Origin of the sequence: Antarcticimicrobium sp. (assembly GCF_029212575.1) — a bacterium.
Taxonomy (GTDB): Bacteria; Pseudomonadota; Alphaproteobacteria; order Rhodobacterales; family Rhodobacteraceae; genus Antarcticimicrobium.
Genome location: NZ_JARGPK010000034.1, coordinates 1 through 18,567, shown reverse-complemented (window position 1 = coordinate 18,567; position 18,567 = coordinate 1). Strand labels below are relative to the sequence as shown.

Below are 18,567 nucleotides of genomic sequence, written 5' to 3'. Positions count from 1 at the left end.
CCATGGGCAAAAGGCGCATTGCGCACCAGCCATTCGTTGGGGTCGTGCGCGTCAAGATCGGCCGTGGCGATCTCCGGCACCATCGCCAGGTTGACCCAGCGATCCTCCAGCGCGAAAGCCGTCCCGTCAGCGCAATAGAGGGTGCGGACATGCATCGCTTGCGGACCCGGGGCGGCAAGGCCGAGCAGCGCCAGAACATGCGACGGCATCCCCTCCGAGCTGCGGGCAAGGATACGATGCGTGAACCGCTGCCCGCGCGCCTCGATCTGCCGGCGGATCAGCGGAATGGCAAGCTGCGCGCGCCGCTGCGGCGCCAGGGCCACCCGCGTCCCCGCCTTGCGCCGCCGGTCCAGCCAGCCCTCTTCGGCCAGCGCCCGCAACGCGCGGTTGACGGTGGCGCGGGCACAACCCAATTCCTGCGCCAGGTCGGCCTCGTTCGGGATCAACGCCCCGGGCGCCCAGGCGCGGCTGCGGATCCGGCGCAGCGCCTCGTCGCGCACATCCTGCCAGCCCAGGTTCATCCGCTGGCCTCCGCCAGCCGGGTCATGGTGGCGCGAAAACGGTTTGCGATGGTGTCACGGTTCACGTGGCGGCCGTCGCGCACCACATGGCGCCCCGCCGCCCAGACATCGCGCACCAGCGCCCCGCCGCGGCCAAAGATCCAGGTGTCGAGAACCGCATCGCCGCTGCGCCCGGCCAGATCGGGCGCCGCGCCGTCGAGCGCGACCAGATCGGCCCAGCATCCCGCAGCGATCCGCCCGCTGTCCCGCCCCAGCGCCTGGGCACCGCCGGCCAAGGCCGCGTCGTAAAGCGCGCGCCCCGTCGATCCGCCCGGCGGGGCGAGCACGGCGCGCGCGCGGTCGCGTAAGCGTTGCGAATATTCCAGCAGGCGCAGTTCCCCGGTCAGCGAGATTCGGACGTTGCTGTCCGAGCCTACCCCAAGCGCGCCGCCCGCCGCCAGCCAACCCGGCCCGTCGAAGACCCCGTCGCCCAGATTCGCCTCGGTAATCGGGCAGAGCCCGGCCACAGCGCCGGTTCGGGCCAGCGCCCCGGCCTCCTGCGGGGTCATCTGCGTGCAATGCACCAGGCACCAGCGCGAATCCGGTCCGGCGTTTTCCAGCAGCCATTCGACCGGCCGTGCCCCCAGCGTTGCCCTGATTTCCTCGACCTCGGCCAGTTGCTCGGCGGCATGGATGTGCAGCGGGCCATCTGTCGCGTCGATCACCTGCCGCAGCGCTCCGGGGGGGACCGCGCGCAGCGAATGCGGCGCTACGCCAAGGCAGGCGTCGTCGGGCAGGGAGGAAAGCGCCCGTCGCGCCGCATCCCTCAAGCTGAAAAACTGATCGGTGCCGCAGCCGAACCGCCGTTGCCCGCCGCCCAGCGGGCGGCCATCCGCGCCGCCCTGCTGGTAGAGCACCGGCAAAAGGGTCAGGCCGATCCCGGTCTGATCCGCCGCCGCGCAGATCCGCGCGCTCATCTCCGCCGGGTTGCCGTAGGGCTGCCCGTCAGGCGCGTGATGCAGGTAGTGAAATTCGCCGATGGCGGCGAATCCCGCCTCCAGCGTCTCCGCCTGCACCTGTGCGGCCAGCGCCTCGGCGTCCTCGGGCGTGATCCGGTCGAGGAACCGGTACATCCACTGCCGCCAGGTCCAGAAACTGTCGCGGCCCGCTTCACCGCGCCGCTCGGTCAGCCCGGACATGGCGCGCTGGAAGGCGTGCGAATGCAGGTTGGCCGGCGCCGGCAACAGGATATCGACCCGTCCGGCCTCGCCCTGCGGGACCCCGGTCTCGACCCCCAGGATACGCCCGTCGGCCGAAAGATCGAGCGCCACCTCCTCGGCCCAGCCTTCAGGCAGCAATGCGGTGCGGGCATGGAGTTTCGTCATGAGTGCCTCTTGACCTTGTTATTATGTGCAGACATAACAGAATAAGGATAGACATAACAAGGCAATCTGAATGACCCGACAGGTTTTCACGGATGCGATCATCGCCGCGATGCCGCCCGAAGGGGGCTATGGCCTGATCCCGGACGGGGTAATCGCGATCGAGAAGGGCCGCATCGCCCATCTCGGACCGGACCTGCCCGCGCCCTATGAGGGCTGGCCGCGCGACTCGCTGGGCGGGCGGCTGGTGACCCCGGCGCTGATCGATTGCCACACCCACCTGATCCACGGCGGCGACCGCGCCCGCGAATTCGAGATGCGGCTCGAGGGCGCCAGCTACGAAGAGATCGCTCGCGCCGGCGGCGGCATCATCTCCACCGTCGCGGCCACGCGCGGGGCCGATGAACCGGAACTGATCGCCGCCGCCTTGCTCCGCCTCGACGCGCTGCTTTCCGAAGGGGTCGCGGTGGTCGAGGTCAAGTCGGGATATGGTCTGGATCTGGAGACCGAATTGCGGATGCTGCGCGCCGCCCGCGCGCTGGAGCAGTACCGCCCGGTAAGGGTGCGCACCAGTTTCCTCGGCGCCCATGCCGTTCCGGCGGACTACGCGGGCCGTGCGGACGCCTATCTCGACGAGGTCTGCCTGCCCGCCCTGCGCGCCGCCGCGGCGGAGGGGCTGGTGGATGCCGTCGACGGGTTCTGCGAGGGGATCGCCTTTTCCCCGGCCCAGATCGCCCGCGTCTTTGACGCCGCCCGCGATCTGGGCCTGCCGGTGAAGCTGCATGCCGAGCAGCTTTCCCACCTGGGCGGCACCGCGCTGGCGGCGCGCTACGGCGCGCTTTCGGCCGATCATGTCGAGTATGCGACAGACGCGGATGCCGCCGCGCTGGCCGGATCGGACATGGTCGCGGTGCTCTTGCCCGGCGCCTTCTACACCTTGCACGAAACGCAAGTTCCGCCAGTTGCGGCCTTTCGCATCCACGGCGTGCCGATGGCGCTGGCGACCGATTGCAACCCCGGATCCTCGCCGCTGTCCTCGCTTCTCTTGGCGATGAACATGGGCTGCACCCTGTTCCGCCTCACCCCGCAAGAGGCGTTGGCGGGCGTCACCTGTCACGCCGCCCGCGCGCTGGGGCTGGCCGATTGCGGCCGTCTCGCGCCGGGGCTGCGCGCCGATCTGGCCGTCTGGGATGTGAAATCGCCGGGGGAACTGGCCTATCGGATCGGGTTCAACCCGCTCCATCGCCGCATTTTCGGAGGCCAGGGATGATCGCCGAACCCGGACAGGTGACGCTGGAGACCTGGGAGAAGGTCTATCGCGACGATGCGCCGCTGGCCCTGGCCGAGGGCGCGCGCGCGGCGGTGGAGCAGGCCGCCGCCCAAGTCGCCGAGGCGGCCCGTGGCACCGCGCCGGTCTATGGCGTGAACACCGGGTTCGGCAAGCTGGCCAGCCGCAAGATCGCGCCGCAGGACACCGCGCGGCTGCAGGAAAACCTGATCCTGTCGCATTGCTGCGGGGTGGGCGCGGCGCTGGACCCCGCGCTCACCCGGCTGATGATGGCGCTGAAGCTCAACTCGCTGGGCCGGGGCGCCTCCGGCGTGCGCTGGGAGGTCTGCGCGCTGATCGAGGGTATGCTCGCGCGTGGCGTGGTGCCGGTGGTGCCGCATCAGGGCTCGGTCGGGGCCTCGGGCGATCTGGCGCCGCTGGCGCATATGGCGGCGGTGATGATCGGGCGGGGCGAGGCGGTTGTCGGCGGCACCCGGATGCCGGGTGACGCGGCCTTGTCCCGCGCCGGGTTAAAGCCGGTGGTGCTGGGCCCGAAAGAGGGGCTGGCGCTGATCAACGGCACGCAGTTTTCCACCGCCTGCGCGCTGGCCGGGCTGTTCGAGGCGCGCCGCGCGGTGGAGAACTCCATCGTCATCGCCGCGCTCAGCACCGATGCGATCATGGGCTCCACCGCGCCGCTGGCGCCGGAAATCCACGATCTGCGCGGCCATGCCGGCCAGATCCGGATCGCGCGGCGCATGCGGGCGCTGATGACCGGCAGCGCCATCCGCGAAAGCCACCGCGACGGCGATTCCCGGGTGCAGGACCCCTATTGCATCCGCTGTCAGCCTCAGGTCGCTGGCGCGGCGCTGGACGTGATCGAGATGGCCGCCCGCACGCTGGAGACCGAGGCCAACGCGGTCACCGACAATCCGCTGGTCCTGACCGGGGCGGGGCGCATCCTGTCTGGCGGCAATTTCCACGCCGAACCGGTGGGCTTTGCCGCCGACATGCTGGCGATGGCGCTGTCGGAACTGGGGGCGATTTCCCAGCGGCGGGTGGCGCTGATGGTCGATCCGACGCTGAGCTTTGATTTGCCGCCCTTCCTGACCCCCGATCCCGGGCTGAACTCCGGCTTCATGATCGCCGAGGTCACCACCGCCGCGCTGATGAGCGAGAACAAGCATCTGGCTAACCCCTGCGTCACCGACAGCACGCCGACCTCGGCCAACCAGGAGGACCATGTGAGCATGGCCGCCCACGGTGCCTTTCGCCTGATGCGGATGGCGCGGAACCTGGCGGTGATCCAGGGGGTCGAGGCGCTGTGTGCCTGCGCCGGGATCGAGGCGCGCGCGCCGCTTGAAACCTCGCCGCAGCTGGCCCGCGCCCTGGCGCGGGTGCGCGCCGAGATCCCGCCACTGGGGCAGGACCGTTACCTCGCGCCCGAGATCGAAACGGCGGCGGATCTGGTCCTGACCGGCGCGCTGGTGGAGGCGGTGTCATGATCGAGGTGACCCGCGGCGACGGCCCGATCGTGCTCGGCCTGCCCCATACCGGCACCGACCTGCCGCCGGAGATCGCCGCAAGGCTCAATGACCGGGGCCGGGCGCTGGCCGATACGGATTGGCATATCGATCGTCTTTACAATGGGTTGCGTGACGATGTGACGATGGTGCGCACGCCGATCCACCGTTATGTCATCGACGTGAACCGCCCGCCCGACGGCGAGAGCCTTTATCCCGGCCAGAACACCACCGATCTGTGCCCGCTGACCGATTTCGACGGAAACCCGATCTATCGCACCGGGCAGGCGCCGGACGCGGAGGAGATCGCAGACCGGCGCGCCCGCTGGCACGCGCCCTATCACTCCGTCTTATCCACAGAACTGGAGCGGGTCCGGCAGCTGCATGGCTGCGCCATCCTTTACGATTGTCACTCCATCCGGTCGGTTATTCCACGGCTGTTCGCCGGACAATTGCCGGATTTCAACATTGGCACCAACAATTCCACCACCTGCCGGCCAGCTGTGGAAAAAGCCGTGGAAAACATTTGCCGCATAGCACCCAGCTTCAGCCTGGTGGTGAACGGACGGTTCAAAGGCGGCTGGACAACCCGCCATTACGGCCGTCCGGAGACGGGGTTCCACGCGATCCAGATGGAGCTGGCGCAATCCACCTACATGGAGGAGGCGCCGCCCTGGGTCTGGGACGCCGCGAAAGCCACGCGATTGCGCATCCATTTGTCCAGAATCCTCAACACCTTGAACGATCTTGTTGCAACAGGAGCGCTGACATGACCGATCCCCGCCACAATGCTCGCGACGTCTTTCCGCCCACGGGGACGGAGATTACCGCCAAATCCTGGCTCACCGAGGCGCCGCTGCGGATGCTGATGAACAACCTGCACCCGGATGTCGCCGAGAACCCGCACGAGTTGGTCGTCTATGGCGGCATCGGCCGCGCCGCCCGCACCTGGGCCGATTTCGACCGCATCGTCGAGACCCTGCGCCGGCTCGAGGCGGATCAGACCCTGCTGGTGCAATCGGGCAAGCCGGTGGGCGTGTTCCGCACCCATGCCGATGCCCCCCGCGTGCTGATCGCCAATTCCAACCTGGTGCCGCACTGGGCCACCTGGGATCATTTCAACGCACTCGATAAGAAGGGGCTGATGATGTACGGCCAGATGACCGCGGGGTCGTGGATCTACATCGGCAGCCAGGGCATCGTTCAGGGCACCTACGAGACCTTCGTCGAGGCCGGTCGCCAGCACTATGACGGGGACCTCACCGGCAAATGGATCCTCACCGCCGGTCTCGGTGGCATGGGCGGCGCCCAGCCGCTGGCGGCGGTCATGGCCGGGGCCAGTTGCCTGGCGGTGGAGTGCGATGAAACCCGCGCCGATTTCCGCCTGCGCACCGGCTATGTCGACGTCAAGACCCGCGATCTCGACGAGGCGCTGGCGCTGATCTACCAGTGGACGCAGGAGGGGGCGGCGAAATCCGTGGCGCTGATCGGCAATGCCGCCGATGTCTTTCCCGAGCTTGCCGCAAGGATGAAGGCCGGCGGCCAGCGCCCCGACATCGTCACCGACCAGACCAGCGCGCATGACCCGATCCACGGTTACCTGCCGCAGGGCTGGACCGTCGCGGAATGGCGCGCCAAACAAGAAAGCGACCCCAAGGCGGTGGAGCGCGCCGCCCGCGCCAGCATCAGGTCCCATGTGGCGGCGATGGTCGCGTTCTGGAATGCGGGCGTGCCCACCGTGGACTACGGCAACAACATCCGCCAGGTCGCGCTGGATGAGGGGCTGAAGGATGCCTTTGCCTTTCCCGGTTTCGTTCCCGCCTACATCCGCCCGCTGTTCTGTCGCGGTGTCGGTCCGTTCCGCTGGTGCGCGCTGTCGGGCGATCCCGAGGATATCCACAGGACCGACGCAAAGGTGAAGGAGCTGATCGACGATCCGCATCTGCACAACTGGCTCGACATGGCGCGCGCACGGATCGCCTTTCAGGGGCTGCCGGCGCGGATCTGCTGGGTCGGGTTGGGTCAGCGGCACAGGCTGGGGCTGGCCTTCAACGAGATGGTGCGCAAGGGCGAGCTCAAGGCGCCGGTGGTGATCGGCCGCGATCACCTCGATTCCGGCTCGGTCGCCTCGCCCAACCGCGAGACCGAGGCGATGCAGGACGGCTCCGACGCGGTCAGCGACTGGCCGTTGCTGAATGCGCTGCTCAACACCGCGTCGGGCGCGACCTGGGTTTCGCTGCATCATGGCGGCGGCGTCGGCATGGGGTTTTCGCAGCATTCCGGCATGGTGATCTGCTGCGACGGGAGCGAGGATGCCGACCGGCGCATCGCGCGGGTGCTGTGGAACGATCCAGCCAGCGGCGTGATGCGCCACGCCGATGCCGGTTACGACATCGCCCTTGACTGCGCGCGTGAACACGGGCTCGATCTGCCGGGCATCCTCGGCTGATCCGCGCAAGTATCGTTCAACTGGCCTCTCGACCGCAGGGCGAGGGCGGTTTCCGGTTGCAAATCCGCCGCCCGCTCCCGATTGTTGAACCCCGTGCCCTGCGCGACCGGAGAGACCCGCGCAGGTGGTTCGCGCCCCCTGCGGACCCGGGCCAGGACAGGAGAGCGATGCCAGTACACCCCACCATACGCGACGTGACCGAGCGGATCGAAAGCCGGAGCAAACCCACCCGCGCCGCCTATCTCGACCGGATGAAGGCCGCGCGTGACCAGGGGCCGGCGCGGGCGCATCTGTCCTGCTCGGGCCAGGCGCATGCCTATGCCGGTGCAGGCACGGATCAGCAGGCGCTGGCGACAGGCAGAGCCGGCAACCTCGGCATCATCACCGCCTATAACGACATGCTTTCGGCGCATCGCCCGTTCGAGCATTTCCCCGAGCTGATCCGCGACGCCGCGCGCGACGCAGGCGGCACGGCGCAGGTGGCCGGCGGGGTGCCGGCGATGTGCGATGGCGTCACCCAGGGCGCGGCGGGCATGGAACTCAGCCTGTTTTCCCGCGATGTGATCGCCATGGCCGCCGCCGTCGCGCTCAGCCACAACGTATTCGACGCCGCCGTGTTCCTTGGCGTCTGCGACAAGATCGTGCCGGGGCTGGTGATCGCGGCGCAGAGCTTTGGTCACCTGCCCGCCGTCTTCCTGCCCGCCGGGCCGATGACCAGTGGCCTTCCTAACGACGAAAAAGCAAAGGTTCGACAGCAGTTCGCCGCCGGAGAGGTCGGGCGCGAGGCGCTGATGGCCGCCGAGATGGCCTCGTACCACGGGGCGGGCACCTGCACCTTCTACGGCACCGCCAATTCCAACCAGATGCTGATGGAATTCATGGGGTTGCACCTGCCCGGCGCCAGCTTCGTCAACCCCGACACGCCGCTGCGCGATGCGCTGACCCGGGAGGGCGCCCGGCGGGCACTGGCGCTGAGCGCGCTGGGCGATGAATATACCCCGGTCTGCCGCATCCTCGACGCGCGCGCCTTCGTCAACGGCATCGTCGGGCTGAATGCCACCGGCGGATCGACCAACCACCTGATCCACCTGGTCGCGATGGCCCGCGCCGGGGGGATCGTGCTGGACTGGGAGGATTTTTCCGATCTCTCCGAGGTCACGCCGCTGGTCGCGCGGGTCTATCCCAACGGCCTCGCGGACGTGAACCATTTCCACGCCGCCGGCGGGCTTGGCTATGTCATCGGCACCCTGCTGGAGGCCGGTCTGCTGCACCCCGACACCGAAACCGTCGCCGGGCGGGGGCTGCACCGCTACACGCAGGAGCCCAAACTGACTGACGGCGACCTGACCTGGCAGGCGGGCGCAAGCGAGAGCCTGAACGACAGGATCCTGCGCCCGGCCTCCGACCCGTTCCAGCCCAGCGGCGGGTTGCGGCGGCTGGCCGGATCGCTCGGCACCGGGGTGATGAAGGTCTCGGCCGTGGCGCCCGAACATCACGTCGTTGAGGCGCCCGCGCGCGTCTTTGACGATCAGGAGGCGGTCAAGGCGGCCTTCAAGGCCGGCGAACTGACTGGCGACGTCGTGGTCGTCGTCCGGTTCCAGGGGCCGCGCGCCAACGGCATGCCCGAGTTGCACAGTCTGACGCCGGTTCTGTCAATTCTGCAGGGCCGGGGGCAAAGGGTCGCGCTGGTGACCGACGGGCGCATGTCGGGGGCCTCGGGCAAGGTGCCAGCGGCGATTCATCTCTGCCCCGAGGCGCTTGACGGCGGTCCGATCGCGCGGTTGCGCGATGGCGATCTCTTGCGGGTCGATGCGGTGTCGGGGCGGCTGGACATCCTGTCCGAGGGGGTGCTGGACCGCGCCCCGGCAACGGCCGATCTTTCGCTCAATGCGGCCGGGACGGGGCGCGAGCTGTTCGCGGCCTTCCGCGACGCGGTCTCGCCCGCCACCGCAGGAGCCACGGTTTTCGGGGGCTTCGATGGCGATTGATCCCGCCGCTGCCAGTCGGCGCATGCGCGAATTGGCGGCGCTGGCCCCGGTGATCCCGGTGCTGGTGATCGAGGATGCCGCAAGGGCGAGGCCCCTGGCCGAGGCGCTGGTGGCGGGTGGTCTGCCGGTGCTGGAGGTGACGCTGCGCACCCCGGCCGCGCCAGAGGTCATTCGCGAGATGTCCCGGGTCCCGGGGGCCATTGTCGGCGCCGGCACCGTGATCACACCGGCCGACGTGCGGATCGCACAAGCGGCGGGGGCCCGATTCGCCGTCTCCCCCGGCGCGACCGATGCGTTGCTCGATGCCTGCGAAGCGGCGGGGCTGCCGCTCCTGCCCGGCGCGGCCACGGCGAGCGAGGCGATGGCGCTTCTGGCGCGCGGCTACGACATGCTGAAGTTCTTTCCCGCCGAGGCAGTGGGCGGCGCGGCGGCGCTTGCAGCGCTGGGCGCGCCGCTGCCGCAGATTTCCTTCTGCCCGACCGGAGGGGTCAGCCCGGCAAACGCGCCCGACTACCTCGCCTTGCCCACGGTTCCCTGCGTCGGCGGCAGCTGGGTGGCCCCGAAACCACAGGTCGCCGCCGGCGACTGGGACGCGATCCGTGCCCTCGCCGAACACGCCCGCACCCTCGCGCCCTGACCGGCGGGGCGGTGAAAACGATCGACAATTCGTGGAAAACTGGAGGCGAGTACCGGAATCGAACCGGTGTACACGGATTTGCACCAAATTAGTCAAAAGAACCAAAAGGTATGTGTTCCAAACGGTTCTGCCGCAGCCACCATCATAGAGCTATGAGTCCAAACCCCAAGTCGCCATCCAGAGAATCGGCGGCAGGCTGCCAAGGTTGACAATAAATCAGGGGAGTGTACTTTTGTGGGCAATGCGAAGCTGCCGGGGTAGATACAATGTCTCTTTCCGAATTGCTCTCGAACGTCAAATTCCCTAGAATAAATATTTTTGAGCTGGGCGAGAAGTTTTCAAAAACCGAAAAGGAAGATATTCGTAACGCTATTTCAGATCTTTACAGCGGGTCCGATGTGGCTAAAGAGGTTTTTGACGCAAATTCTGACATAAAGCTGAAATTCTACAAAGTGACCGGCGATCATACGCAGGCGCGAAAGTTTGCCCAAAAAATTCTGCTAAATCTTGACGATTTAGATTTTCAGTTTCTGTCCCTTGATGGTACATTGGAAAAGTTAACTTTACATCGGGCCGTAATGCATGAAATCATGCATTGTTATAAGCCATTGCTATTTGAAAAAAAAATAGAGCGCCATTTCGACGATCCTAGTTTCGATAAGATGGGTGATGTTGTCCGTTGGACAAATAAAATCATGGATGAGCTCTCCGAGCAACCCGGCAGAGGAGCCTATCAAACCTTGTTCGCGAGTTCGGATCCTGTAGTTGATTATATCCAGTTCTGGGAGCCATACATAGCGGGTGAGTTCGACGCGGCCTTTCTTTTCTTGCCGAAAAATCCGAAATCCATCAACCTATTTTCATCAGAGAACGGTGTTTCTGGTGGCAGGGCAGATAGCGCCGACCTTGTAATCGCCTTTGAATATTCTAACAAAATTTCCACAGGAGACGGAAACGACGGAGTCGTCGGCGCAGGCAAGAAAGACATCGTTTTCGCGGGATCTGGAAGGGATGTTGTTTATGGTCAGGATGGTGCGGACATTTTGAAAGGAGGGAAAGGCCGAGATTTCCTGTTCGGGGGGAAGGGAAAAGATCAACTTCAAGGCGGGAGCGGTTGGGATACCTTGGTAGGAGGTGAAAAAAAAGACAAAATCTATGGGCAAGGAGGAGATGACGACATATGGGGTGGGAAAGGTAACGACAACCTTTGGGGCGGAGGTGGTTCGGATAGGTTCCTGCTCCGAAATGACCGCAGCGCGGATACGATAATGGATTTTCAAATCGGGAAAGACCGAATTATTGTTGAGAAGAATATCGATTGGTTTGAAGTCGCAACCCGTGCCGATGAAACGATTGTGAATCTGTATGATGGCGAACATTTCGAGTATAGGTTTAAATTGGATGGCGTGTTTTCTGAAGAGGATCTGTTGGGTTATTTGTGGTGGGCTGATGTCGATCTAATAGTCGAGAACTATGGAGATTTCTGGTTAGGGTAGCCATGTTTATTTGGAGAAATGTCTTTCATTTTATCGAGAGAAAAAGTATGAACGTTGAACATAAAGTGCTTTCGCTTTCGGTTATCATCCATGCAATTGTGAGGCGTCAGGTTAGTCGTAGTGCGTCAGATACGTCTCGGGTTCTGAGCCCATGGATCTCAGTCTCTCTGCTTGATTCAAGGCGACGAATATGGATCGGTGCAATGTCTAATCATTACTGAGTGAGCGATGCGCAGCTGGCGCGTCGGCGGCCTGTAAAACGAATGTTTAGACGCGCCGAGCGGCGCGCGTCCAAAATTCGCTAAGTCATTGATTTTAAATGGAGGCGAGTACCGGAATCGAACCGGTGTACACGGATTTGCAATCCTTCGGACGCCTTTGAAAGAACAGAACAAGAATGTAAACGCCCCCCAAACGGGACGCACGGGAAGTCAACGGCTTACGGGGCAACTGTAAACCGGAAACCCGGCCGAAATTTCGGCAATCTGATCAAGCCCGCGCACCGGGCCATGTCGAAGATGCTGGGCTACTGTCTGACCCTCGGGGATGCCGAGGGATGGAGCAGCTTCGCCTATCTCGCGGTCCTGCGGCTTTCGGATATCGAGCGCGCATCGCTGGCCCTTGCCGCCCTCAACGCCCTCACCCCCGAACAGGCTCAGCACGCCGCTGCGATGTCCATCGGCTCCGCTGGTGCCCCGCTGCCCGCGTTTCTGGGCGGGATGGAAGAAGCCCGGAGCTGGGCCGCATATGCCAGCCGCTCCGAACTCAAAGCCTATGCCCTGGCCGCGCATGACGCCATGAGCGCAAAGGACCAGGCTGCGTTCCTACAGCACATCAGTGAAGTGGAGATTGCGGTATGAAGATGCTTGTAGACCGGGCGCCCGGTGGATCAGTGCTGCCCGTCGATCTGGAGGCGTTGAAACTCTTTCTACGTATCAACGGCGAAGACGCCGAAGACGCCACCCTGACCAACATGAGCAGGTCAGCGGCCGCCGAAATCGAGCAGTTTGCGCAGATCGCGTTGCTAAACCAGACAATCCGCCTGACCATTGTCGACCCCGAGCGGGAATGCCTGCTGGCGCTTCCAATCGGTCCTGTCGCAGTAGCGGCGGTGCCGAGCGTAACCATAGATGGCGATGCCTTCACTGGCTTCGATTTCATTGGTGGAACGCGCCCGCTGATCCGCTGGCAAGATTGCTATTTCGGGCTAACCCCAACGCTGATCCAAGTCGAGTACCAGGCGGGGTTCGGGGCAACCCATGAAGACATTCCGGCCGACTTGACCCAGGCCCTATTCGATCAGGCGGGGTTGCACTTTGATTGCCGCGCGGAAGCAGACCCGAAGAACAGGACGCTTTCACCTCACACGGCCCGCATAGCGGCCCGCTACCGGGGGGTGACGCTGTGACCGAGGGCGAGCTGGACGAAATCCTTACCCTTCACTGGCCCAGCGTGGTGCGCCGCGCAATGGCCGAAGGTGACGAGTGGCTGCAAGGCTTTGTGCGGTCAATCTCCCGCCACGGCAAACGCCCGACATGGCGGCCCAGCCCCAAACAGGAACAGATCATGCGCCGGTTGGTGAATGAGCTGCACGCTGCGCCTGAGGCCGCTCTGGAGGTCATTGACAGATGATTTTGCGGCGACCCTGCGCGCCACCATTCGCAGGGCCACAAGCGGTGGTTCGGGTCACAACGGTGGCACCACTTGAGGCTAGCCTACCACGGGCGGGATCACAGGCAAGGGGCAGTCCGAAAGGTTGAGGCCCGATCCCCGGCACCGCGCTCAGGTGTCGCAAGCAGCAACCGACCGACCGGCAGGAGCGCATGACCGGACGGGCCCAGAAGCGATGGACCGGCTCCGTTGAGCAGGAACTACACGCTGAGGGCATGGGGACTGCCACGCGTCGCCGCGTGGGCAGTCGTCCTATGCCCTTCGCTCCGAACCTCACCATTGAGCAGGTGGGGACAGACAGACGGTTGAATGAAGAGACAGGCGCGAGAGGAAAAGCGATGAGCAACGACAAAGACACAGTACAGGCAGACCTCTTCGCAAATGGTCCCAATGCCGCGACTTTGAAAAAGGCCGGAAACCGGGGAGGGACTGTTCCTTTTTCTCTCCTCGAAAAAATCCGGGGAAAATCGCCAAGTGTTCGCGCAATTCAGTTTTTGGGGCTTCTGCGCATTCCTGAAGGCAAAAAGGCCGGAAAACCGCTGAAACTTGCTGATTTTCAGAGGAAATTCGTAAAGGGCGCATATTCCAAGAATGTCATGGTTGGCGTCCTGTCGATCGGGCGAGGCAACGCAAAAACCGCGCTTGCCGCCGGCCTTGCTCTGGCTGAGCTGGTTGGCGCGATTGAAGTGAAGCCCCAACCAAAACGGGAAGTCATTATCGCTGCCCGTAACCGTGACCAGGCCAAGACGGCTTTCAGTTTCGTTCTCGGATTTATCCAAGGGTTTCCTGAGGCGGACCAAGCGCTGTTCGTCATTCGGCGTGGATCGAAACTTGAGATTGAATTCGAGGGCAACGGCGGCGGGTTGGTTCGCGTTATCGCAGCTGATGGCAAGTCCATTCTCGGCGGCGCTCCAACTCTGGCAATCATGGATGAACGGGCAGCATGGGTGCGCGACAAAGGCGATGATCTGGAAAACGCTATCCTGTCCGGCTTGGGAAAGCGCGATGGTCGAGCGTTGATTATCTCGACTTCCGCCCCTGATGACACAAACACCTTTTCACGCTGGCTGGATCAGCCGCCCCCAGGCACATTTGTGCAAGAGCATCGCCCTGCCTTTGGCTTGCCTGCCGACGATCTGGAAAGCCTGCTGGTTGCTAACCCCGGCGCAAAGGAAGGCATCGGGTCAACGCCGGAATGGCTGGTAGCTCAGGCCAAGCGGGCGATTGCGCGCGGCGGTTCGGCCCTGTCGTCATTCCGCAACCTGAACCGGAACGAACGTATCAGCACCGAGGATCGCAGCGTTCTGGTTACGGTTGATGAATGGCTATCAGCCGAAGTCGCTCCTGATGTTCTGCCCCCGCGCGACGGTCCTTGCGTTCTCGGCGTGGATTTGGGCGGTTCTCGGTCGATGTCAGCGGCGGCCTTTTACTGGCCCGAGACCGGGCGGCTTGAGGCGCTTGGTACCTTCCCGGCCTTCCCCGGCCTTGCAGATCGCGGCGCGGCAGATGGCGTTTCCAGTCGATATGTCGAAATGCAGGAACGGGGCGAATTGTCCGTGATGGGCGAAAACACCGTGCCGCCGGGGCCGTGGTTGGCCGAGATCGTGCGCTTGCTGGATGGCATCCAGCCCGCCTGTATCGTTGGCGACCGGTTTCGCCATGCCGAGTTTTTAGAAGCGATGGAAAATGCCGGTATCGGGCGTGTGCCGTTCATCATGCGGGGCTTCGGATGGAAGGACGGTGCAGAGGATATCGAGCGTTTCCGCCGATCCCTGTTCGATGGCGAAATCAAAGTCGCCCCGTCCCTGCTGCTGCGGGCTGCCTTTGCCGACGCTATCACGCTGATTGATCCGGCAGGCAATCATAAACTGGCCAAGGCACGCTCTCTGGGGCGAATTGACAGCGCAGCCGCAACGGTTCTGGCCGTAGCGCAAGGGGTGCGGATGCGGGCAGCACCCACCCGGAAGGCGCGGGCGTCATGGGCATGACAGCTGACACGCACGAGGCTGGATCTGTGATCGGAGATCGCAAACAGCATCACCGATATTCCAAGAAAGTCACCAGCACCAAGCGGTGGAAGGTGCTTCGGATGGCGATTTTGGAGCGCGATGGCTTTCGCTGCAAAAGCTGTGGCGCCCGTGGGCGACTGGAGATTGACCACATCAAGCCGGTCAGGACGCATCCAGAGCGGTCCTATGACCCGCTCAATCTGCAAGCCCTTTGTCCGTCCTGTCACACCAGGAAAACGCGAATTGAGTGCGGTCATCCCGCCCCGATCCAAACCCCCGAGCGTAGCGCGTGGGTGAAGGCCGTTGCCGATCTGGCAACAAATCCGAAACAGAGCATTAAAGGAGAAACCAATGCTTGAGAGTGTGAAAATTGCCCGGCGTCAGTCGGAAATCCGGCAAAACCTGGCAGAGCTGGCGGGAAAGGACAGCCCGGCCGAGGATGAAGTTCGCAAGATGGATGAGCTGGATCGGGAATACCGGTCCAACGAAACCCGGTATCGCGCGGCGCTGATTGCCGAGGATACCGAGCGGCGCGAGGCTGGCGACGAACTGGAAACCCGTTCGGCCCAGGAATGGGCCGAGCTGATGTCCGGGTTCGAGATGCGCCAGGTCGCCCTGGCCCTGGACGAGGGGCGGCAACTGGACGGGCAGACGGCCGAGATCGTGACCGAGCTGCGCGAACAGGGCGGGTTCCGGGGCGTTCCGGTTCCGTGGCAGGCGCTCGAAACCCGCGCCGGGGAAACCATCGCCAGCGGCAGCCCGGACCCGGTGCAGACGCGGCCGATCATCGACCGGCTATTCCCCGACAGCGTGGCGGCTCGCATGGGGGCGCAAATGATCAGCATCGAAACGGGCGCGGTTGAATGGCCGGTGACCACCTCGGCCGTGTCGGCGGGCTGGGCCGATGGCGAGACGGCGAACGTCTCCGGGCCGACTGCTTATGCCACCACCGACCGCTCCATGAAGCCGGATCACAACCTGGGCGTCCAGATGCGGATCACCCGCAAGACCCTGAAACAGTCGGGCGCGGCGCTGGAACAGGCGGTGCGGCGCGACATGAGCGGGGCCATGGGCGCGGCGATGGATCATGCGGCGTTCCTCGGTACCGGGGCCAACGGTCAGCCGCTGGGCGTGATCACCGGGGCGGGCACCTACGGGATCACCAGCACGGGAGTTGACGCTCTGGCGAGCTGGGCCGCGTTCCGGGCGGCGGTTACCCGGTTCATGGCCGCGAACGCGGCGAGTTCCCCGGATGCGGTGCGGGCGCTGATCCGCCCTGAGCTGTGGGATTACATGGACGGGGTTTACATTGACACCGGCACCGCGATCACCGAATGGGATCGGCTGGTGAAGAACATCCCGGCGGGCAACATCGCGATGACGAACAACGCGATTGCCGCCCCGTCCGGTTCGCCCGAAGCCACCTCGGCCCTGCTGACCACGAAGGCGGGCGGCGTGGCCCCGATCTTCATCGGCGCATGGGGGGCGGTGGACATGATCCGCGACCCCTACAGCGATGCCCAGTCGGGCGGGCTGCGGATCACGGCGCTTGCCACGATGGACGTGACGGTTGCGCGCCCGGCCCAGCTCCAACTGCTGACCGGCCTCGAACTGGCGGCGGCGTAATGCTCTGGGGCGCTCACATCGGCGGCCTTGAGCTGCGCACCGAGGGCGGGGAAACCCGCCTTCGGGCAACCTTCCCGTATGGCCGGGAAACCGTGCTGGCCGAGCGTGTGGGCATGGGGCGTGAGCGTCGAGAGATGATCGCCCCCCGCGCCTTCGCGGATCGGCTGGAACGCGGCGAGGATGTGCATTTCCTGTCCGGTCATGACTTCAACAAGCCGCTCGCCTCACGTTCGGCCGGCACCCTGACCCTGACCGAAACCGACGACGCCCTGACCGTTGACGCTACGATCAGCGGCGACATGGCGCAAGTGTCCTATGTCCGGGACTTCCTGTCAGCCCATGCGGCCGGGCTGGTGCGCGGCCTTTCCCCAGGCTTCCGGGTTCGGCCAGGCGGCGAGACGGTCGAGGAACGCGGGGCGGGGATCCTGCGCACCATCAAGGCGGCGGACCTGATCGAGATCAGCGCCGTCACGAAACCGGCCTATCCGCAAGCGCAGATCGAGGCGCGCAACTGGCAACCCATTGGCGAGGTGGCAAAGCGTTTGACGCGCCGCCCCGCCGCGCTCCGGTGGAGGTGAGATCATGCTCGAACGACTGAAAAACTGGTTCCGCCCAATCGAGGCCAGGTCAAGCGGATCGGGTTACACCGCCCAGGTGATCGCGGCGCGCGACAGCTACATTTCCGGGCGGCGCGGCGTGGCCGAACTGACCGCTTCCGTTCAAAGCTGTGTCAGCCTGTGGGAAGGCGGCTTTGCCATGGCGGATGTGACGGGCACCGACCTGTTGCCCCGGCAGACAATGGCAATGATCGCCCGCGGCGCGGCGCTCAACGGTGAGGCGGCGTTCCTGATTACCGACCTGGGGCTTGTCCCCGCGACCGATTGGGATGTGACCACGCGAAATGGCAAGCCCCGCGCCTACCGCCTGTCCATCCCCGAGGCGGGCGGCGCGCGCTCCGTCACCGCGCTTGCGGCAGAGGTGCTGCACCTGCGGATCGGATCGGACGCGGTGACCCCGTGGATCGGCACCGCGCCGTTGCGGCGGTCGAGCCTGACCGGGGCCATGCTTCACGCGGTCGAAACGGCCCTGACGGAGACATTCGAAAACGCCCCTCTTGGCAGTCAGATTGTGCCGCTGCCCGATACAGGGGCCGATGATATGGCGTCCATGCGTTCCGCTTTCAAAGGCCGGCGCGGTAGCACTCTGGTCATTGAGGGGGTTGCCCAATCCACGGCGGCCGGGATGAACCCTCAAATCGGGCAAAAGCCCGACCAACTTTCTCCGGACCTGTCCAGAAGCATGACGGCCGAGACGCTGGCGGCGGCCCGTGAGGGCATCCTCATGGCCTATGGCGTCTTGCCGTCACTGATGAACCGCGCGGCAACCGGCCCCGTTGTTCGAGAGGCACAACGCCACCTGGCGCAATGGCAGCTTCAACCCATGTCGGAGCTGCTGGCCGAGGAAGCCAGCGCCAAGCTGGGGCAAGAGGTGAAAATCGACGTGATGCGCCCCCTGCAAGCCTTCGACGCGGGCGGCAGGGCACGGGCAGTCACGGCGGTTATTCAGGCGCTGGCAGCGGCGAAAGAGGCGGGCGTTGATGCCAGCCAGGCGCTGCATCTGGTGGACTGGGCGAAGGAATAGGCAGGTTGCGCCTGGGCTATCCCTTTGCCCAAAGCAACCCCGTAAGTCGGTGAGTGGGTAAACCCCGACAGCGCGCGGCCCTTTTGTCGATTAGGGCGTGGCGCGCCTTACTTTTCGAGCCGCGATCTGCGCCCCGGCCAGCGCCACCAGTGGCCGCGCCCCCGGCGCCGCCATGCCGTGCCCTTGGCGCCGCGCCGACGCCGCTTTGATGATCGCTAGATTGACCCCGGCCAGGTAGGTGGCCTCCCGTCCCGTGTCCCCGCATCACTGCACTTGATCCATTCCAAACACCTCATGTTGTGACCTGCTCCCCCTATATCCTGTTTTTTACAGTGTCGTTTCCTCTAGAAAGTGTCGTTTCAGTGTCGTTTCAAATGT

At 64.7% G+C, this 18,567-nt stretch carries 17 protein-coding genes; 15 read left to right on the top strand and 2 right to left on the bottom strand.

Translation table 11 applies throughout. The features are described from left to right. A partial coding sequence (locus P1U75_RS05950; protein ID WP_300240920.1) for a GntR family transcriptional regulator occupies positions 1-521 on the bottom strand: 521 nt, incomplete at its 3' end. Then, a complete protein-coding gene (locus P1U75_RS05945; protein ID WP_300240918.1) occupies positions 518-1,885 on the bottom strand; it encodes a formimidoylglutamate deiminase in 1,368 nt (455 codons plus the stop codon). The genes P1U75_RS05945 and P1U75_RS05950, both read right to left, overlap by 4 nt. A gap of 70 nt (positions 1,886-1,955) precedes the next feature. Between P1U75_RS05945 and hutI the strand changes: the two genes are divergently transcribed. The 15 genes from hutI (at position 1,956) to P1U75_RS05870 (ending at position 18,189) form a co-directional block, all read left to right on the top strand. After that, positions 1,956-3,152 (top strand): imidazolonepropionase, encoded by a 1,197-nt coding sequence (gene hutI, locus P1U75_RS05940; RefSeq protein ID WP_300240916.1) that lies wholly within the window; start codon positions 1,956-1,958, stop codon positions 3,150-3,152. Continuing rightward, entirely contained in the window at positions 3,149-4,654 is a 1,506-nt protein-coding gene (gene hutH, locus P1U75_RS05935) for a histidine ammonia-lyase (RefSeq protein ID WP_300240914.1), read from the top strand. The genes hutI and hutH overlap by 4 nt, the downstream gene beginning before the upstream one ends. Then, positions 4,651-5,445 carry an N-formylglutamate deformylase gene (gene hutG, locus P1U75_RS05930; RefSeq protein ID WP_300240912.1) on the top strand — a complete coding sequence of 265 codons (795 nt, stop codon included), beginning with the start codon at positions 4,651-4,653 and terminating at the stop codon, positions 5,443-5,445. Before hutH ends, hutG begins: the two co-directional genes overlap by 4 nt. Further along, positions 5,442-7,121 (top strand): urocanate hydratase, encoded by a 1,680-nt coding sequence (gene hutU / locus P1U75_RS05925; protein WP_300240910.1) that lies wholly within the window; start codon positions 5,442-5,444, stop codon positions 7,119-7,121. Before hutG ends, hutU begins: the two co-directional genes overlap by 4 nt. 167 nt (positions 7,122-7,288) lie before the next feature. Beyond that, positions 7,289-9,109, top strand: coding sequence for a phosphogluconate dehydratase (gene edd / locus P1U75_RS05920; protein ID WP_300240908.1), 1,821 nt, complete (start codon positions 7,289-7,291; stop codon positions 9,107-9,109). Beyond that, positions 9,099-9,746, top strand: a complete 648-nt coding sequence (gene eda, locus P1U75_RS05915) for a bifunctional 4-hydroxy-2-oxoglutarate aldolase/2-dehydro-3-deoxy-phosphogluconate aldolase (RefSeq protein WP_300240906.1) — start codon at positions 9,099-9,101, stop codon at positions 9,744-9,746. The genes edd and eda overlap by 11 nt, the downstream gene beginning before the upstream one ends. A gap of 266 nt (positions 9,747-10,012) precedes the next feature. Next, positions 10,013-11,242, top strand: coding sequence for a calcium-binding protein (locus P1U75_RS05910; RefSeq protein ID WP_300240897.1), 1,230 nt, complete (start codon positions 10,013-10,015; stop codon positions 11,240-11,242). Between the two features lie 509 nt (positions 11,243-11,751). Then, positions 11,752-12,102 (top strand): hypothetical protein, encoded by a 351-nt coding sequence (locus P1U75_RS05905; RefSeq protein WP_300240895.1) that lies wholly within the window; start codon positions 11,752-11,754, stop codon positions 12,100-12,102. After that, entirely contained in the window at positions 12,099-12,650 is a 552-nt protein-coding gene (locus tag P1U75_RS05900) for a phage head-tail connector protein (RefSeq protein WP_300240892.1), read from the top strand. Before P1U75_RS05905 ends, P1U75_RS05900 begins: the two co-directional genes overlap by 4 nt. Then, positions 12,647-12,874 (top strand): hypothetical protein, encoded by a 228-nt coding sequence (locus tag P1U75_RS05895; RefSeq protein ID WP_300240889.1) that lies wholly within the window; start codon positions 12,647-12,649, stop codon positions 12,872-12,874. The genes P1U75_RS05900 and P1U75_RS05895 overlap by 4 nt, the downstream gene beginning before the upstream one ends. Before the next feature lie 377 nt (positions 12,875-13,251). Beyond that, on the top strand, positions 13,252-14,901 hold the full coding sequence (locus P1U75_RS05890; protein ID WP_300240887.1) for a terminase large subunit: 1,650 nt from the start codon (positions 13,252-13,254) through the stop codon (positions 14,899-14,901). Next, positions 14,892-15,281: an HNH endonuclease signature motif containing protein gene (locus P1U75_RS05885; protein ID WP_300240885.1), complete on the top strand. Its 390-nt coding sequence runs from the start codon at positions 14,892-14,894 to the stop codon at positions 15,279-15,281. Before P1U75_RS05890 ends, P1U75_RS05885 begins: the two co-directional genes overlap by 10 nt. Further along, positions 15,274-16,548 (top strand): phage major capsid protein, encoded by a 1,275-nt coding sequence (locus P1U75_RS05880; RefSeq protein ID WP_300240882.1) that lies wholly within the window; start codon positions 15,274-15,276, stop codon positions 16,546-16,548. The genes P1U75_RS05885 and P1U75_RS05880 overlap by 8 nt, the downstream gene beginning before the upstream one ends. Continuing rightward, the gene (locus P1U75_RS05875; RefSeq protein ID WP_300240880.1) at positions 16,548-17,126 is read left to right on the top strand and encodes an HK97 family phage prohead protease; all 579 of its coding nucleotides are present in this window, start codon (positions 16,548-16,550) and stop codon (positions 17,124-17,126) included. Before P1U75_RS05880 ends, P1U75_RS05875 begins: the two co-directional genes overlap by 1 nt. A gap of 4 nt (positions 17,127-17,130) precedes the next feature. Then, on the top strand, positions 17,131-18,189 hold the full coding sequence (locus tag P1U75_RS05870; protein WP_300240878.1) for a phage portal protein: 1,059 nt from the start codon (positions 17,131-17,133) through the stop codon (positions 18,187-18,189). Positions 18,190-18,567 lie beyond the last annotated feature (378 nt).

Bases quoted from the DNA above. Each gene is read 5' to 3' on its own strand.
- P1U75_RS05945 (WP_300240918.1), bottom strand. From the start codon at position 1,885: ATGACGAAACTCCATGCCCGCACCGCATTGCTGCCTGAAGGCTGGGCC.
- hutI (WP_300240916.1), top strand. From the start codon at position 1,956: ATGACCCGACAGGTTTTCACGGATGCGATCATCGCCGCGATGCCGCCC.
- hutH (WP_300240914.1), top strand. From the start codon at position 3,149: ATGATCGCCGAACCCGGACAGGTGACGCTGGAGACCTGGGAGAAGGTC.
- hutG (WP_300240912.1), top strand. From the start codon at position 4,651: ATGATCGAGGTGACCCGCGGCGACGGCCCGATCGTGCTCGGCCTGCCC.
- hutU (WP_300240910.1), top strand. From the start codon at position 5,442: ATGACCGATCCCCGCCACAATGCTCGCGACGTCTTTCCGCCCACGGGG.
- edd (WP_300240908.1), top strand. From the start codon at position 7,289: ATGCCAGTACACCCCACCATACGCGACGTGACCGAGCGGATCGAAAGC.
- eda (WP_300240906.1), top strand. From the start codon at position 9,099: ATGGCGATTGATCCCGCCGCTGCCAGTCGGCGCATGCGCGAATTGGCG.
- P1U75_RS05910 (WP_300240897.1), top strand. From the start codon at position 10,013: ATGTCTCTTTCCGAATTGCTCTCGAACGTCAAATTCCCTAGAATAAAT.
- P1U75_RS05905 (WP_300240895.1), top strand. From the start codon at position 11,752: ATGTCGAAGATGCTGGGCTACTGTCTGACCCTCGGGGATGCCGAGGGA.
- P1U75_RS05900 (WP_300240892.1), top strand. From the start codon at position 12,099: ATGAAGATGCTTGTAGACCGGGCGCCCGGTGGATCAGTGCTGCCCGTC.
- P1U75_RS05890 (WP_300240887.1), top strand. From the start codon at position 13,252: ATGAGCAACGACAAAGACACAGTACAGGCAGACCTCTTCGCAAATGGT.
- P1U75_RS05885 (WP_300240885.1), top strand. From the start codon at position 14,892: ATGGGCATGACAGCTGACACGCACGAGGCTGGATCTGTGATCGGAGAT.
- P1U75_RS05880 (WP_300240882.1), top strand. From the start codon at position 15,274: ATGCTTGAGAGTGTGAAAATTGCCCGGCGTCAGTCGGAAATCCGGCAA.
- P1U75_RS05875 (WP_300240880.1), top strand. From the start codon at position 16,548: ATGCTCTGGGGCGCTCACATCGGCGGCCTTGAGCTGCGCACCGAGGGC.
- P1U75_RS05870 (WP_300240878.1), top strand. From the start codon at position 17,131: ATGCTCGAACGACTGAAAAACTGGTTCCGCCCAATCGAGGCCAGGTCA.